Source organism: Psychrobacter sp. UBA3962, from assembly GCF_002385225.1.
Classification (GTDB): domain Bacteria; phylum Pseudomonadota; class Gammaproteobacteria; order Pseudomonadales; family Moraxellaceae; genus Psychrobacter.
The window spans coordinates 70,163-83,435 of sequence record NZ_DGDC01000041.1; the positions used below are offsets into that span (position 1 = coordinate 70,163).

At 43.3% G+C, this 13,273-nt stretch carries 14 protein-coding genes; 9 read left to right on the plus strand and 5 right to left on the minus strand.

The window, feature by feature from the left end:
• Positions 1-11: 11 nt before the first annotated feature.
• Together murI and B3S92_RS09905 are read left to right on the plus strand one after the other, a co-directional pair.
• Positions 12-917, plus strand: a complete 906-nt coding sequence (murI, locus tag B3S92_RS09900) for a glutamate racemase (RefSeq protein WP_296205518.1) — start codon at positions 12-14, stop codon at positions 915-917.
• A gap of 253 nt (positions 918-1,170) precedes the next feature.
• Entirely contained in the window at positions 1,171-1,473 is a 303-nt protein-coding gene (locus B3S92_RS09905) for a hypothetical protein (protein WP_296205521.1), read from the plus strand.
• A 109-nt stretch (positions 1,474-1,582) separates the two neighbouring features.
• On the opposite strand, the gene B3S92_RS09910 is transcribed toward B3S92_RS09905, so the two are convergent.
• The 4 genes from B3S92_RS09910 to msrA form a co-directional block, all read right to left on the minus strand.
• Positions 1,583-2,971, minus strand: coding sequence for a lytic murein transglycosylase (locus tag B3S92_RS09910; RefSeq protein WP_296205523.1), 1,389 nt, complete (start codon positions 2,969-2,971; stop codon positions 1,583-1,585).
• 352 nt (positions 2,972-3,323) lie between these two features.
• A complete protein-coding gene (locus tag B3S92_RS09915) occupies positions 3,324-4,229 on the minus strand; it encodes a D-hexose-6-phosphate mutarotase (RefSeq protein WP_296205525.1) in 906 nt (301 codons plus the stop codon).
• Positions 4,230-4,300: 71 nt separating this feature from the next.
• The gene (locus B3S92_RS09920; protein ID WP_296205527.1) at positions 4,301-4,993 is read right to left on the minus strand and encodes a thiopurine S-methyltransferase; all 693 of its coding nucleotides are present in this window, start codon (positions 4,991-4,993) and stop codon (positions 4,301-4,303) included.
• Between the two features lie 68 nt (positions 4,994-5,061).
• The gene (gene msrA / locus B3S92_RS09925) at positions 5,062-5,583 is read right to left on the minus strand and encodes a peptide-methionine (S)-S-oxide reductase MsrA (protein WP_296205529.1); all 522 of its coding nucleotides are present in this window, start codon (positions 5,581-5,583) and stop codon (positions 5,062-5,064) included.
• Between the two features lie 162 nt (positions 5,584-5,745).
• On the opposite strand from msrA, the gene cmoA reads away from it, so the two are divergent.
• From cmoA to B3S92_RS09945, 4 genes are all read left to right on the plus strand, one after another.
• Positions 5,746-6,555, plus strand: a complete 810-nt coding sequence (gene cmoA / locus B3S92_RS09930; protein WP_296205531.1) for a carboxy-S-adenosyl-L-methionine synthase CmoA — start codon at positions 5,746-5,748, stop codon at positions 6,553-6,555.
• Positions 6,552-6,665: a bifunctional adenosylcobinamide kinase/adenosylcobinamide-phosphate guanylyltransferase gene (locus B3S92_RS09935; RefSeq protein ID WP_296205533.1), complete on the plus strand. Its 114-nt coding sequence runs from the start codon at positions 6,552-6,554 to the stop codon at positions 6,663-6,665. Before cmoA ends, B3S92_RS09935 begins: the two co-directional genes overlap by 4 nt.
• A gap of 120 nt (positions 6,666-6,785) precedes the next feature.
• Complete coding sequence (gene cmoB / locus B3S92_RS09940; RefSeq protein WP_296205536.1) at positions 6,786-7,847, plus strand: tRNA 5-methoxyuridine(34)/uridine 5-oxyacetic acid(34) synthase CmoB; 1,062 nt, start codon at positions 6,786-6,788, stop codon at positions 7,845-7,847.
• Positions 7,848-7,985: 138 nt separating this feature from the next.
• Positions 7,986-9,122, plus strand: a complete 1,137-nt coding sequence (locus B3S92_RS09945) for a DUF1176 domain-containing protein (RefSeq protein WP_296205539.1) — start codon at positions 7,986-7,988, stop codon at positions 9,120-9,122.
• Positions 9,123-9,185: 63 nt separating this feature from the next.
• Here the strand turns inward: B3S92_RS09945 and B3S92_RS09950 are convergent, their stop codons facing one another.
• Positions 9,186-9,416: a DUF2788 domain-containing protein gene (locus tag B3S92_RS09950; protein ID WP_296205541.1), complete on the minus strand. Its 231-nt coding sequence runs from the start codon at positions 9,414-9,416 to the stop codon at positions 9,186-9,188.
• 242 nt (positions 9,417-9,658) lie between these two features.
• Between B3S92_RS09950 and argS the strand changes: the two genes are divergently transcribed.
• The 3 genes from argS to B3S92_RS09965 all read left to right on the plus strand — a co-directional run bounded on the left by argS (position 9,659) and on the right by B3S92_RS09965 (position 13,235).
• Positions 9,659-11,488 carry an arginine--tRNA ligase gene (gene argS, locus B3S92_RS09955; protein ID WP_296205542.1) on the plus strand — a complete coding sequence of 610 codons (1,830 nt, stop codon included), beginning with the start codon at positions 9,659-9,661 and terminating at the stop codon, positions 11,486-11,488.
• Between the two features lie 144 nt (positions 11,489-11,632).
• Positions 11,633-12,442 carry an SPOR domain-containing protein gene (locus B3S92_RS09960; protein ID WP_296205545.1) on the plus strand — a complete coding sequence of 270 codons (810 nt, stop codon included), beginning with the start codon at positions 11,633-11,635 and terminating at the stop codon, positions 12,440-12,442.
• Positions 12,443-12,476: 34 nt separating this feature from the next.
• Complete coding sequence (locus B3S92_RS09965) at positions 12,477-13,235, plus strand: IclR family transcriptional regulator (RefSeq protein ID WP_296205548.1); 759 nt, start codon at positions 12,477-12,479, stop codon at positions 13,233-13,235.
• The last annotated feature ends 38 nt before the right edge of the window (positions 13,236-13,273 follow it).

Below are 13,273 nucleotides of genomic sequence, written 5' to 3' on the forward strand. Positions count from 1 at the left end.
GTATCTAAACCATGGCAACCCAAGCTATAACCCTTCCTATTTCCTCTTTAATTAACACTGACAGCGCTCCCATTGGCATTTTTGACTCTGGGGTAGGCGGTTTATCGGTTTATCTTCATTTAAAGCAGCAGCTTCCCGATGAGCAGTATCTTTATTATGCCGATACGCTAAATGTGCCGTATGGGCCAAGATCTAGTACAGAGATTAAAGAGCTGACCTTAATTGCGGTGGACTGGCTGGTAGCAGCAGGATGTAAGCTAATCGTTATCGCCTGCAACAGTGCCTCGGCCCATGCGCTGCAAATAGTAAGACATAAATATCCCACCATTCCTATTGTGGGCTTGGTGCCTGCGTTAAAGCCTGCGGTATTAAACAGTAGTAGCAAAAGTGTGGCGGTGTTGGCTACCAAAGCGACTTTAGATGGTGAGCTGTTAAACACAGTTATTAGTGATTATGCGCTACCGGCTCAGGTTAATGTGGTGAAGTGGTTTGATCCCAGCTTGGTGCCTTGGGTGGAGGCAGGCATGCCAACCCTGAGCGAGACGCCAGAGCGATTAAAAGCACAGCTTAAGAGTTTTGCGCAACAAAAAGTAGATCATTTAGTATTGGGCTGTACGCACTATCCTTTTTTTCGAGAGTTTGTCATGGCCCAGATTGCCGATGAGGACTTAGGTATTAAGGTGGTAGACTCTGGAGCGGCCATAGCAGCGCGGGTCAAAACTTTATTACAGCAGTCACAGTCTTTGGCCGTCGTAAAACAAACAAACACCGCAGAGGCTAGTCTATACATTGGTCATAGTAATCAAGCGCGAGAAGAATTGGACTTAGCCCAATCTAAGTTGGCCTTCTTTGTCTCTGATCCCAAAGCGGATTTAGCCGAGGTTTCAAAGCTCGTAAGCCGATTAATTTATCGCTAAAAATTACTTTGGAGTCGCCAGTTAACTTTGACTAATTTTGGGTCAATGATATCTGGTTAAGGGACTAGGAATACAGTTAGGGCCAATAAGTTACTCAAAGCTTGTTTTATTAATATAAAGCATACGAGTTTGGTTTGTGCCAGACTCAAGCTTGCAGTAGAATTTGAGTATATTCACTATAATTAGAACCAGTAAATAACCTTTAATTAATAAATAAGAATTTAGTGACCCCCAGTGGTCTAAGGAAAATAATATGTCGAATAGTAATGAGCGTAACCTAAAAGATGAAATCAATCATCTAGAAGAAACCATGCATGATGCGGATCAGTTTCATACCCTAGAAGAGCAAGTGGCGGATATGAAGCGTCGTGGCATCGACCCAAGTAGCGCCTATAAAAAATGGGATGATGAAAAAGACAAAGAAGATGATTGGGGCGATGAAACTTGGAAAGAAAATGGTAAGTGGGAGCACAAGACCCCCGCTGACCTAGACAAAAAAGCTCAAGAAGAATGGGATGGCGAGAACGGTAAACCTAATCCACCACCAGTTATCTAAGCTGAGCCAACACTTTAATTTAGGTCGGACACTATTTAGGTTGAACACTATAATATAAAAAAAGCCACGCAAAATTGCGTGGCTTTTTTATGCTTTACTCGATATCAAGTTATTTACCGGTATCGGTACGAATAATACGAATAGTGCCATCTCCTGAAGTGACTTGGCGAGCCCCATCTTGTTGCTGAATAAGACGGCTGATACTGTCACTGCCACCTTGAGAGTTTGATTGGTTTTGCTGATAAGTAGGCTGCGAAGAGATGCCTTGATCGCCACTAATTAAGCGATAAAACTTCTGTCCCGCACGACCATCTGCTGGGAATACACCCTTGCTGGTCTGATACTGCTGGATCGCTTTACGCGTATTATCACCAATAATACCGTCCACTTCGCCAATGTCATAACCGGCATTAATTAATCCTTGCTGAATGTCTTTGGCTTGCTGACGACTGATACCTGGATCATCGGTTGGCCAAGCAGTAATAAAGTCAGTCTTGCTGCTGTCGCCTTTTTCGATTAAATCTGAAAGATGGGCAATGGCTAAGGCATAGTTTTCTGAAGCATTATAAGAATAGAAGGTATCAAAGTTTTTACCCACTAAGAAGGCAGGACCGTTTAAGCCTGCAGGCAATAATAAACCTGCGCTACTTAAGTCATAAGGTAGCGGGCGACCATCGGCTAGAGTAAAGCCTTTGTCACGCCAGTAGCTCATAGACTTCTTGTCTTTACGGCTGTTGCTGCCCCAGAAGCCTGAAGGGATTTTCACCTCATAACCCCAAGGCTCGCCACTACGATAGCCACGTTTTGCCAAAAAGTTCGCTGTTGAAGCCAGAGCGTCAGGCTTACTGTTTACCAAGTCACGACGGCCATCGCCATCGAAATCAACCGCTAATTCTAAGAAAGTGCCTGGCATAAACTGAGTTTGACCAAAGGCACCCGCCCATGAGCCTTTCATATCGCTGGCGGCAATATCACCATTTTGAACGATTTTTAGCGCATTGGCATATTCACCACGGAAATAAGATTGGCGACGGTCAAAGCAAGATAAAGTGGCCAATGATTGGAATAAGTCTTTTTTACCTAGGGTCTGACCGAAGTTGGACTCAACACCCCATACCCCTAAGACATGCTCAGGCTTTACCCCATAACGGGCTTCAATACGGCGCAGGGTATCGGCCATTTCACGCTTAGCACGAATACCATCTTCAACGCGCTCTTTGTCTACTAGTGAAGACAGATAATCCCAGACATCTTTTTGAAATTCGGGCTGATAATTTAGCGAAGCAATAACGCTTGGATCAGGCTCACTTGGGCGGTAGTTTTCAAAAGTAGAGCTACTGACACCGCGGAAAGTGCTTGAGTTTTTTAGCCCATTCAAACACTGTTGAAATTGAGAGTTGGACAAATAAGGCGCTTCTGCAGCGGCTTGAGCGCTGGTCGCAGCCAAAGAGAGGCCAATGGCTGTGGTTAAAGCAGCAGCAATACGGGTAGGCAGCATAGGGTTAATCCTTAGTAAGGTTAGTTATTTATAATATGAGAAATAAGAAAGAGGGTGACAACCCTTTAAGCAGTAAAACAACATAACCGTTTTACAAAGTTGTCAAACAAGACGCTTATAGTTGGCGCTACCTTAGGGTAACCAAAATGAAGATTAAATTAAAGCTGTGAGCAGGTTTGGTTACCATAAGAAAACGTGTAGCAAGGTTTGGGGTAAGGTGAGAGAGATAAGGATAGGAATATTAAGGTTATAAATCTAAGTATCAGTCCAAAATAGGCTCTATTTGATGGGGCCTATTTTGATAAATGCAGCTTAGGATTGTGAGTCGCTAAAATAGGGATGAATTAGCCCGCTAGAAAGGAAGATGCATAATCTCTACACTAAGCTCATGGCTTTCACCTGGCGTTAAGCTAACGGTATCCAAGTGAGCATTGGCAGTTTCTACACACAGCATTTTTTTATAATCGTCTGCTGCAAATTGAGAAATTTCATGAGCTTTAGTATGCCAAGGGTTCCAAACGACGGTACTATTACTGCCCTTACTCGCCAGATGAGGGAGGCTTATTCGGGGTTCATCTACGATTATTGTAGGAGCAGCATGATAGATGCGGTCGACCCCTTCGCTAAAGGTCACGTCGCCTTGCTGGGTTTTAGTTATCCAGTTGTCTAAGGCATCGGAGTAGGTGACCTGATCAAGGCCTCTAATGGTAGTTTTCTCAATATCACCGGTAGGCAAATAGGTATGCAATGCTTGCGAAAAATGAACCGTCTCTTTACTATGGTTGATAGTGGTTAGCGCAATACTAAAGCTCTCCGCCCCAAATAAGAACTTAACTTGCAGACCAAGCTTAGGATGAAAACCCTTTAACTCAGGCAAGCTTAACGTTAAGCTTGAGTAGTGATCCAAACGTCGGTTGAGATGGAGGGGATTAAATAGATCAACATTGAAGATTTGATTACGAGCGAATCCATGCTGCTTTAAATCAAAACGGCAGTCCGCGAAACTGTCTTTCACGGCTTGAGGATTGGCATCAAGCTGACCGAACACAGGCCAACATATCGGTACTCCGCCTCGAACCGAGTCGCCCGTTTTGTATTCGGCTTTTTCACTAACCCAAAGCCAATTATCAGGATCATTTGGGGTGGAGAAGTGTATCAGCTGCGCCCCTTGCAATAAAACAGTGGCACGATAGTCAGGGGAGGTAATAGTAATTGCATCCAGCTCATCAATTTTGCTGCGTTCAAGAGTGGGTAACAAGTCAGTTCCTTAAGGTAATCATTTAAAATAAAGGCAGTCGGAGTAAGTCAGTAACTATCAGGTATTACAGGTTATAAAGGTACTAGGTACCAAGCTAGGTTTAAAAAAGGCTTGCCTTCACTATTCACTTTTTGGGTTTCATAGGCCTCAAGTAAATCAAGTTGGTAAGCGTGCTGATAATAGTCGTGAATTTTTTGGGTCGGAATAAGAAAGGGAGGTCCTGAATAGCTGGCATACTCAGCTTCATCGACACCACTTAACCCAAAGCTTAATAAAAGTTGCTGAGCTTTTGGGGCCAGCTTAATAAGCTGCTGAGCATAGCGCACCCGTAGCGACTCATTCGTACCATCATCTGGCAAAGCAACCAAAGCAGCTCGGTCATAGATAGCGTCAACTGAGCCTAGGTCTTGCGCAGTTAATTTAAAAATATCCCCCACCCAAAGCGTGATGGTTTGTGAGTTTAAGCGACCCTGATAGTACTTAAGCCCAGCAGTAGTGGGATGCTCCACCACTATGGGCTGTATTTGATTCTCCTCAAAAAACTGCTCAACAGCCAACTCTACTAATTCGACCCCGACCACATCATAGCCTTGATCGGCCAGCCAAATCATATCAATACTTTTGCCACATAGCGGCACGAAAATGCAGCTGTTTTTAGGCAGCTGCAATACAGAAAAATGCTTCATTAACAAAGTATTGGGCTTTGACTGGTTAAATCCCACTTTATTACTTTGCCATTTATTTTGCCAAAAGTTAGGTTCCATGAATTCTCTCTACGTCCTTGTTGAAAAACTTATTAGGCGTGGGTACTTCTTGATCAAAGAAACTTAGTTTAACCCACATATTCCTTAAATTCTTTACGCAGTTTAGACAATTTTGGCGGAATAGCAAACTGGCAATAGCCTTGATTTGGGTTTTTATTATAAAAGTCTTGATGGTACTCTTCTGCAATAAAAAACTCGCTGGCAGGATGCACTTCAGTAACCACGCCAATCCCCATATTACGTAACTTATTAATAGTACGATCAATAGTGGGTTTTTGGGCTTCTTCGTCAGTATAGAAAACCACAGAGCGATATTGGCTGCCCACATCATTACCTTGACGGTCTTTGGTAGTGGGGTCATGGGTGGTAAAGAAGATATCTAAAACCACTTCTAACGGTATTACTGTGTCATCAAACTCAACTTTAATGACTTCAATGTGTCCGGTTGTCCCACTGCATACAGCATCATAATTGGCTGTGGCTGCCTCACCACCCATGTAACCAGAAGTCACTTTTTTAACACCTTTTACTGACTGGAAGACAGATTCGGTACACCAAAAACAGCCACCACCTAAGATAATTGTTTGCATATTTTTATCCTTATTTTTTATCGAATTATCGAATATTATTATCGAAACTTATTTATCAGAAGTTATTGCTACCCTTAAATTTTATCAGGGTAGGGAGGTGCTATAAGTAACAAACAGTAATGATATAATACAACGCGTCGTCCCTTAAATAAGAGATTTTAAATGTCAAATACTGCTGATACTGATTCGAATCATCCCCAAACTGCAACTGTGGTCTATGATAACGTATTCACTACGCCTTTAGATAAAGCGGCCCGCTTTAGCTTTGATGAGCAAGTGGTGGCCTGCTTTCCAGATATGATTCGTCGTAGTGTGCCGGGGTACGGGCAGATGCTGGCGATGTTGCCGATATTTGCCAAACGTCACTGTCAGTTTGGACAGGTAAATGAAGACGGTCAGCGTATCAGCCGTGTCTATGATTTGGGTACTTCATTGGGTGGTGCAACTATGGCCCTTCTTAATGAAACAGGAGGGTTTGCGCCTGACGAGTTACAAATAAAAGCGGTAGATATTTCTCCTGCCATGACTGAGAAAGCAGAGGTGCTACTGAAAGAAAACTACCCAGACCATGACATTGAAGTCATTACTGCAGACATTCGTAAGCTTGAGTTTGAACCTTGCGATATGGTGATCTTAAACCTCACCTTACAGTTTTTACCGCCTGAAGATAGAACGCAAGTTTTACAAGCAGTATATAACGCCCTAAATGAGGGCGGTATTCTGATACTTACCGAAAAAAATCACACCGGTGACGAGCAAGACGACGCTTGGTTAGTCGAGCGCTATTACGACTTTAAACGTGCCAATGGTTATAGCGAGCTTGAGATTAGTGGCAAGCGTAATGCTTTAGAGAACGTATTGATTACTGATACTTTAGAGCAGCACCATCAGCGCTTATCAGAAGTAGGTTTTCGTCGTAGCCTGACGTGGTTCCAGTTCTTAAACTTTGCTTCTATGATTGCTTTTAAGTGAGTCATTACATAACCGGCGGGGAGCGCTCAGGCAAAAGTAGCTTGGCGCAATCCTTAGCTGAGCAAATAAGTGACCAGTCTTATTATTTGGCCACCTCTACCTTGAAATAAGTTTGTTGCTTTCTTCTCCAAGTTCACGCACATAACCACACCCTTCATAATAAGCACTAAAATATAATTACCTTAAAAATAGCTACCCTACATTCAAATACAAAACGAACCGAACCCTCTATGACCAATAAAACCATCGAAACCGCAGAACGCGAGCTATACCTTGCACTAATTCAACGCGCCCAATATCGTCCGATTGCTAATGAGTGGTTGGCCAAGCTACCGCAGTGGCTAAGCGACATTAAAGACAAGCGTCGTAATGCCCATGCTCCGGCCTATTTATCCTCGGTAGAGAACCTGCCTCAGCTAGACATAAAAAATGTCGATCTAAATAGTGACATATTGACCATTGATGCTGAGTTAACTGACGGTCAAAACAAACAGATAACGGCTTTGATGAAGCAGTTGATGCCATGGCGTAAGGGCCCGTTTCAGATTGGAACTGGCGATAATAAAGTATTTATTGATACCGAATGGCACAGCGATTGGAAGTGGAATCGGGTTGCCCCACATTTGGGGACGCTAGAAGGCCGTTATGTATTAGATGTGGGCGGTGGTTCAGGCTACCACGGCTGGCGCATGGCAGGAGCGGGCGCGAAACAAGTTATAGTTATCGATCCTTCTTGTTTGTTCTATCATCAGTTTATGGCCATTCGTCATTTTGTGGCTGGTTTCGATGCTGATACCGATGACGATAAGACCGGAGTGGGCTATCGCACTCATTATATTCCGGTAGGTTTGGAAGAATTACCCTCAAGCTCGGATCAGGGCAATCAGCTGTTTGATACTGTATTTTGTATGGGGGTGCTGTACCATCGTCAATCGCCCTTTGAGCATTTGCATCAGCTCAGAAATCAACTGATTAAAGGCGGGCAATTGGTACTAGAAACCTTGGTGGTCGAAGGTGATAAAAACACGGTGCTTGTCCCTCATGATAGATACGCTAAGATGAATAATGTTTACTTTCTACCGTCGGTGGCGGCATTAACCGGCTGGCTAGAGAAAGTGGGCTTTAGTGAGGTGAAGTGTGTGGATATTGATATCACCTCAGTGGAAGAGCAGCGTGCGACAGACTGGATGACCTATCAATCGCTCAAAGATTTCTTAGATCCTAATGATCCGACCAAAACTGTCGAAGGTTACCCAGCGCCGATGCGAGCCACGTTGATAGCCACTAAGTAGCTATTAGCATTTAGCATTAATTTAGCCATTCATTTAAATTGCTTATTGAAAATTCCTGTGCTGTGATACAGTCAAAATATAAGTTATATTAACCCTAGTCGAAATATCTTGTCTAGACGACACAGCAGGAGAGTGGCTATGGATAAATTGCATTTAATAAGCACAGCTTTATTTGGATTGTCTACAGTGATGACCTTACCTGCTCTGGCGTCAGAGGGCTATGGCAAACCATTTGAAGATTGGGGATATAACAAAGACGATTGGCAATTGGTCTGCGATAATACATTAACCTGCCGAGCAGCAGGTTATTCAAGCGAGGACAACTTCGACAGGCCAGCCACAATTTTAATCACTGCCATACCTCAGCAGATGATACCTAAGGTGGAAGTACAATTTTTACCCCCATTAAAGTCCGCCGATAAGCAGGACATTGAGCTGTGGCTGAATGATAAATTTTATGGACAGTTAAGCGTCAGTTTAGACGGCGATATTTATGAGTTAAACCAAAAACAGACCCAAGCGTTGCTCAGACAGGCGAAGCAAAATACTAAAATTGAGATAGTGGCCGTTTCCAAGGTGGGAAGTACACGCTGGCAAGTCAGCGATAAGGGCATGAGTGCGGTATTACTCAAATTAGATGACGTACAAGGTCGAGTAGGTAACTCGTTGGCGCTGGTCAGTCAGAGTCATCGTAATAAACAAGTCCCTAAATCAGCGGTAACCAAACCTATTATTCATAAAGCGTTTGCTTTTTCTGATAAAAAACAAACAACGCTGCCGCCCGCAAAGCTTAACTATTTTAAGTCCAATATTGAGAAGTGGATAAACGTAGACTCTAAAAGCCTAATGGGTACTCAAGATGAAATGGGGGATTGTGAACTGGCAAACCCCAAGTCGGAACAATATCAATCCTTCAAACAATATGACTCAAACCTTCTTGACTGGACCTTTACTCGAGTAGATAGTGCTCATACATTGGCCAGTCATTTGTGCTGGAGTGGTGCTTATAATATGGGATATGGGTATTGGTTGATAGATGACGCCAAACCCAGTAAGCCTCAGCTTATCACTACTTCCGGTTCAGAGTATTCTGAGGGTGAGATTTGGGCAACTCATAAAGGTCGCGGGTTAGGCGACTGCTGGGGACAAAAACAGTGGGTTTGGAATGGGAAATCTTTTGTAGTTTCAAAAGAGGCGACCACGGGCATGTGTCGTGGCTTTGCTGGTGGTGCGTGGCAATTACCTACCTACGTTAGTGACGTTTATAGTAATTAGGTAATCGACAATAAAGCGTCGAATGTCAATTAGCTATCGACGCTTAAATAGACATCGTTAGGGCTAAAGAACCCATTTCTCGAACACAACTTCTAGTAGAAGTTTCAATAAGAATCCAACAAAACCTGCCCCTAACGCTAGGAAAATCCAAAACGTACCGGCACGACCGGCATCAGACTTTTTGGAGATGTCCCACATAATAAAGAACAAAAAAGCGATAAAGATGGGCAGTAAAACATATAAGCCCCAATTGGTAACGGTTTCAGCAGCGATAGCAAATACAGTAGCAATCATAAATTTATCCAGTTATAAAAAAGTTTAAAATACAGTGCCCATTATAGAGGAGTGGGCTTGTAAAATGCTATGAACGCCATATAACTCTAACAAAACAACAAACATCAAAGTTTATGGAAAAAACTGTCAAACCTTGATATATTAAAGGGTTGCTCCAAATATATTAGCGATACCTTATCGGTCTGTATTGCTGTAAAATCATATCCATCTAATATTCACTTAACTTCAGAGTTTAATAAATTATGTCGCAAGCTCAAATTGATGAAATCTTTGCGTTATTAGATAGCGCAGCCAAAGTACTGATTGATCAAGGTATATTGCCGAATGACTGGCAAAATAACAGTCAGATCACGCGCAGTAAAAACCCTGAGCATGGCGATTATGCCAGTAATATCGCTTTAACAGCAGCCAAAGCCGCTAAGTCCAATCCCCGTGCTTTGGCAGAGCAACTGATCGCCGCTTTGCCTGACAATGACAGCATCGGTAAGTTAGAGGTGGCGGGCCCTGGCTTTATTAATATCTTTTTAAATAGTGATGCCAAATTTGCGGTATTAGACGCTATTTTTGATAACAATGAGCGTTACGGCTTGACCGATGAGTTCTCAGATAAAAAGATTCAAGTTGAGTTCGTTTCAGCTAACCCTACTTCAAGTCTACATGTCGGTCATGGCCGCGGTGCTGCCTTTGGTATGAGTGTGGCTAACCTGTTAGAAGCTGTCGGCTATCAAGTGACCCGTGAATACTATGTTAACGATGCCGGTCGTCAGATGGATATTTTAGCGACCAGTACTTATCTGCGTTATTTGCAGGTGTGCGGTGAAGAAATCAAGTTTCCTGTCGGCGGCTACCAAGGGGATTATGTCACCGATATTGCCAAAAAAATTAAAGCGGAAAGTGGCGATAAATACCTACATCCGTATGATGTAATCAGTGACAATGCCCCAGAAGATGAAGTGTCTGAGGTGAATGAGGCCGGGGAACAACAAGTGGTCTCTGGTGATAAAAACGCACACATTGATGTGCTCATTGCCAATAGTAAAAAAGCGCTTGGTGAAGGATACGAGGTATTCTTAAACGCTGCTCTTAATGAAATTCTTGACGATATCAAAGATGATTTAAATGACTTTGGGGTTCGTTTTGAACAGTGGTTTAGTGAAAGATCTATTGCTGATGAGATTGAGCCGGTATTGGCAGAGCTTGAAAGCAAAGGTCATCTATACGAAAAAGACGGCAATACTTGGTTCCGTTCAACAGATTTTGGCGACGAAAAAGACCGTGTGGTACGTCGTGCCAATGGTTTAACTACTTACTTCGCTTCCGATATTGCTTATCATAAAAACAAATTTGAGCGTGGATTTGATACGGTAATTAACGTTTGGGGCGCTGACCACCACGGTTATATTGCCCGTGTTCGTGCAGCGTTAACTGCTTTGGGTATCGATGAAAAACGTTTAGAAGTTATTCTGGTGCAGTTCGTGGCGCTATGGCGCGGTGAAGAAAAAATCCAAATGTCTTCTCGCTCAGGTAAGTTTGTGACCCTACGTGAGCTGCGTGAAGAAGTAGGTAACGATGCCGCTCGTTTTTATTATGTGGCTCGTAAGCCAGAAGTTCACATTGACTTCGATCTTGAGCTTGCCAAATCACAAAGTAAAGACAACGCCGTTTATTATATTCAGTACGCTCATGCTCGAGTATGCAGTGTGCTTGAAAAGATAATTGCCAAAGGCTTTGATGTCGATGATGCACAAGGTAAAGCTATGCAAAGTCTACTTTCTGCAGAGGCAGAAAGTGAGCTAATTAAGCTGTTAGCGGCATATCCTGCAACCTTAAAACGAGCAGCTACCGGTTATGACCCTCACGTATTGACCAACTACCTAAAAGACTTGGCCTCCTTATTCCACGCTTGGTATAACGACAATCGTATTCTGCCTGTCAGCATCATTGCCGATGAAACCCCAAGCCAAGAAGAGCTAGACTTAATGCAAGCCCGCTTACGTCTGTCTAAGGCGGTACGTCAAGTATTGGCCAATGGTTTAAGCTTATTAGGATTGTCAGCTCCTACCAGTATGTAGCAATCCGTTGATTGGATCGGGCTATTGGTTTTCTATGCTGAACCCCTATAAGTTAATTGTCAGCTTTATTTGCTATGATTGACTTATAGGTTTATTAACAATTTTAAAAAAATGGCCTGACTGAATCATAAATGGAGAAAATTTATGTTAGCAAAAAGACCCAAAGGTAAAGGTACCGTAGAAAGACGCCAAAGCGGTGGGGCTGCAAGCTTACTGTGGATGTTCGTGGGTGCAGTGCTTACCGTCATGTGCGTATTGGTACTGTATCTATGGAATCCATTTGATATTGGATCAGAAACTAAGGTCGAAAAGAGTACGGTTGAGCCGATCAATCAGCCGATGTCTGAAACCAATGACTTTGAGTTCTATGATTTGCTACCCGATCAAGAGATGATTAGCTTACCAGATGAGGCAGTATTTATAGAAGACGAGCCTGCTGACAGTATCGGTGATTTACAGCCAGATGTGGTGCTAACTCAGCCAAGTACAGAGCCTAGAGACAGTAGCGTTCGCGCTCCTGACAATTTTGATATCTCTGAAGAAAGAACCATTAGTCCGACCCCAAATCAGCAGGCACCTAGCGGTGAGCAGGATATTGTCATTGTTGAGGAAGAAGGCACCTATGATGATCCAGCCGAGAGCAATCAAGGGGTGGCTAATCGAAGCAACAAGATCAATAGTGCCTCACAAGCCGCTGCCAAGCCTGCGCCAGCAAAACCTAGCTATATCCTACAGATTAATAGCTTTAGCAGTGCAGAAGAAGCAGATAAACGTCGGGCTCAAGTGCTAATGGCAGGGGTGGATGCTAATGTAGTAAAGAGCAAGATGGCTAACGGTCAGGTGGTTTATCAAGTAGTTTCACCCACCATGAGCAATCGTCAAAATGTGGTTGCTGCCCAGCAAAGATTACAAAATAACGGTATTGATTCTTTGGTCGTTGAACAGCGCCGTTAAATTACATAATCCTTAATCTATAGGTGGGTTAACTATGGCAAAAGTTTCTTCTATTACTCGAGTACTGCAAATTATTGAAGCAGTCTCTTACTCAGCCAAGCCAATCACACCGCTAGAGCTGTCGCAACAACTTGATATCCCCAAACCAACGATTCATCGCCTGTTACAGCAGCTGATAGAAGAGGGGTTTGTCATGGTGGATATTACGGGTGGCATTGTCGCTGGACGCCGAGTACGCAATATGAGTGTCGAGCTATGGCAACAGCGCCAGTTTTATAGTGAGCGCCATGTTATTTTGCAGCGTCTGGTGCGCGATGTAAAAGAGACTTGCGGCATTAGTGTACCGCACAATATGCACATGATTTATACCAACCGTGCTAAGACCGATTTGCCGTTACAGATTTATTTGCCAGTGGGCGCCAAATCACCGATGTGGTGTACTGCGACCGGTAAGCTGTATTTAAGCCAACTTTCGCCTGAGCGTCGCAGTAAAATGCTACAAAACTTAAGCTTAGATAAGTTCACCAAAAATACCATTACGGATGTTGATAAGCTTAATAAAGCCTTAGATGCCATTGCTGAAACAGGAGTGGGTATCGACAACGAAGAGTTTATATCAGAGATGGTCGCCGTCTCGGTGCCTATTTTAGATAAAAAAGACCGCTACTTAGCCTCCTTATATATGCATGCCCCAACGGTACGGGTGTCGCTTGAGGATATGATGCAGTCGGTTCCCCGCTTGCGCGAAGCGGCCTTAGACATTCAAACTTTGGTGTATGAGCTGCAAAGCTAAAGCTGATTTAATTGAAATTAATACCAATTCCACAAAAT

Bases quoted from the DNA above. Each gene is read 5' to 3' on its own strand.
- murI (WP_296205518.1), top strand. From the start codon at position 12: ATGGCAACCCAAGCTATAACCCTTCCTATTTCCTCTTTAATTAACACT.
- B3S92_RS09905 (WP_296205521.1), top strand. From the start codon at position 1,171: ATGTCGAATAGTAATGAGCGTAACCTAAAAGATGAAATCAATCATCTA.
- B3S92_RS09910 (WP_296205523.1), bottom strand. From the start codon at position 2,971: ATGCTGCCTACCCGTATTGCTGCTGCTTTAACCACAGCCATTGGCCTC.
- B3S92_RS09920 (WP_296205527.1), bottom strand. From the start codon at position 4,993: ATGGAACCTAACTTTTGGCAAAATAAATGGCAAAGTAATAAAGTGGGA.
- msrA (WP_296205529.1), bottom strand. From the start codon at position 5,583: ATGCAAACAATTATCTTAGGTGGTGGCTGTTTTTGGTGTACCGAATCT.
- cmoA (WP_296205531.1), top strand. From the start codon at position 5,746: ATGTCAAATACTGCTGATACTGATTCGAATCATCCCCAAACTGCAACT.
- cmoB (WP_296205536.1), top strand. From the start codon at position 6,786: ATGACCAATAAAACCATCGAAACCGCAGAACGCGAGCTATACCTTGCA.
- B3S92_RS09945 (WP_296205539.1), top strand. From the start codon at position 7,986: ATGGATAAATTGCATTTAATAAGCACAGCTTTATTTGGATTGTCTACA.
- B3S92_RS09950 (WP_296205541.1), bottom strand. From the start codon at position 9,416: ATGATTGCTACTGTATTTGCTATCGCTGCTGAAACCGTTACCAATTGG.
- argS (WP_296205542.1), top strand. From the start codon at position 9,659: ATGTCGCAAGCTCAAATTGATGAAATCTTTGCGTTATTAGATAGCGCA.
- B3S92_RS09960 (WP_296205545.1), top strand. From the start codon at position 11,633: ATGTTAGCAAAAAGACCCAAAGGTAAAGGTACCGTAGAAAGACGCCAA.
- B3S92_RS09965 (WP_296205548.1), top strand. From the start codon at position 12,477: ATGGCAAAAGTTTCTTCTATTACTCGAGTACTGCAAATTATTGAAGCA.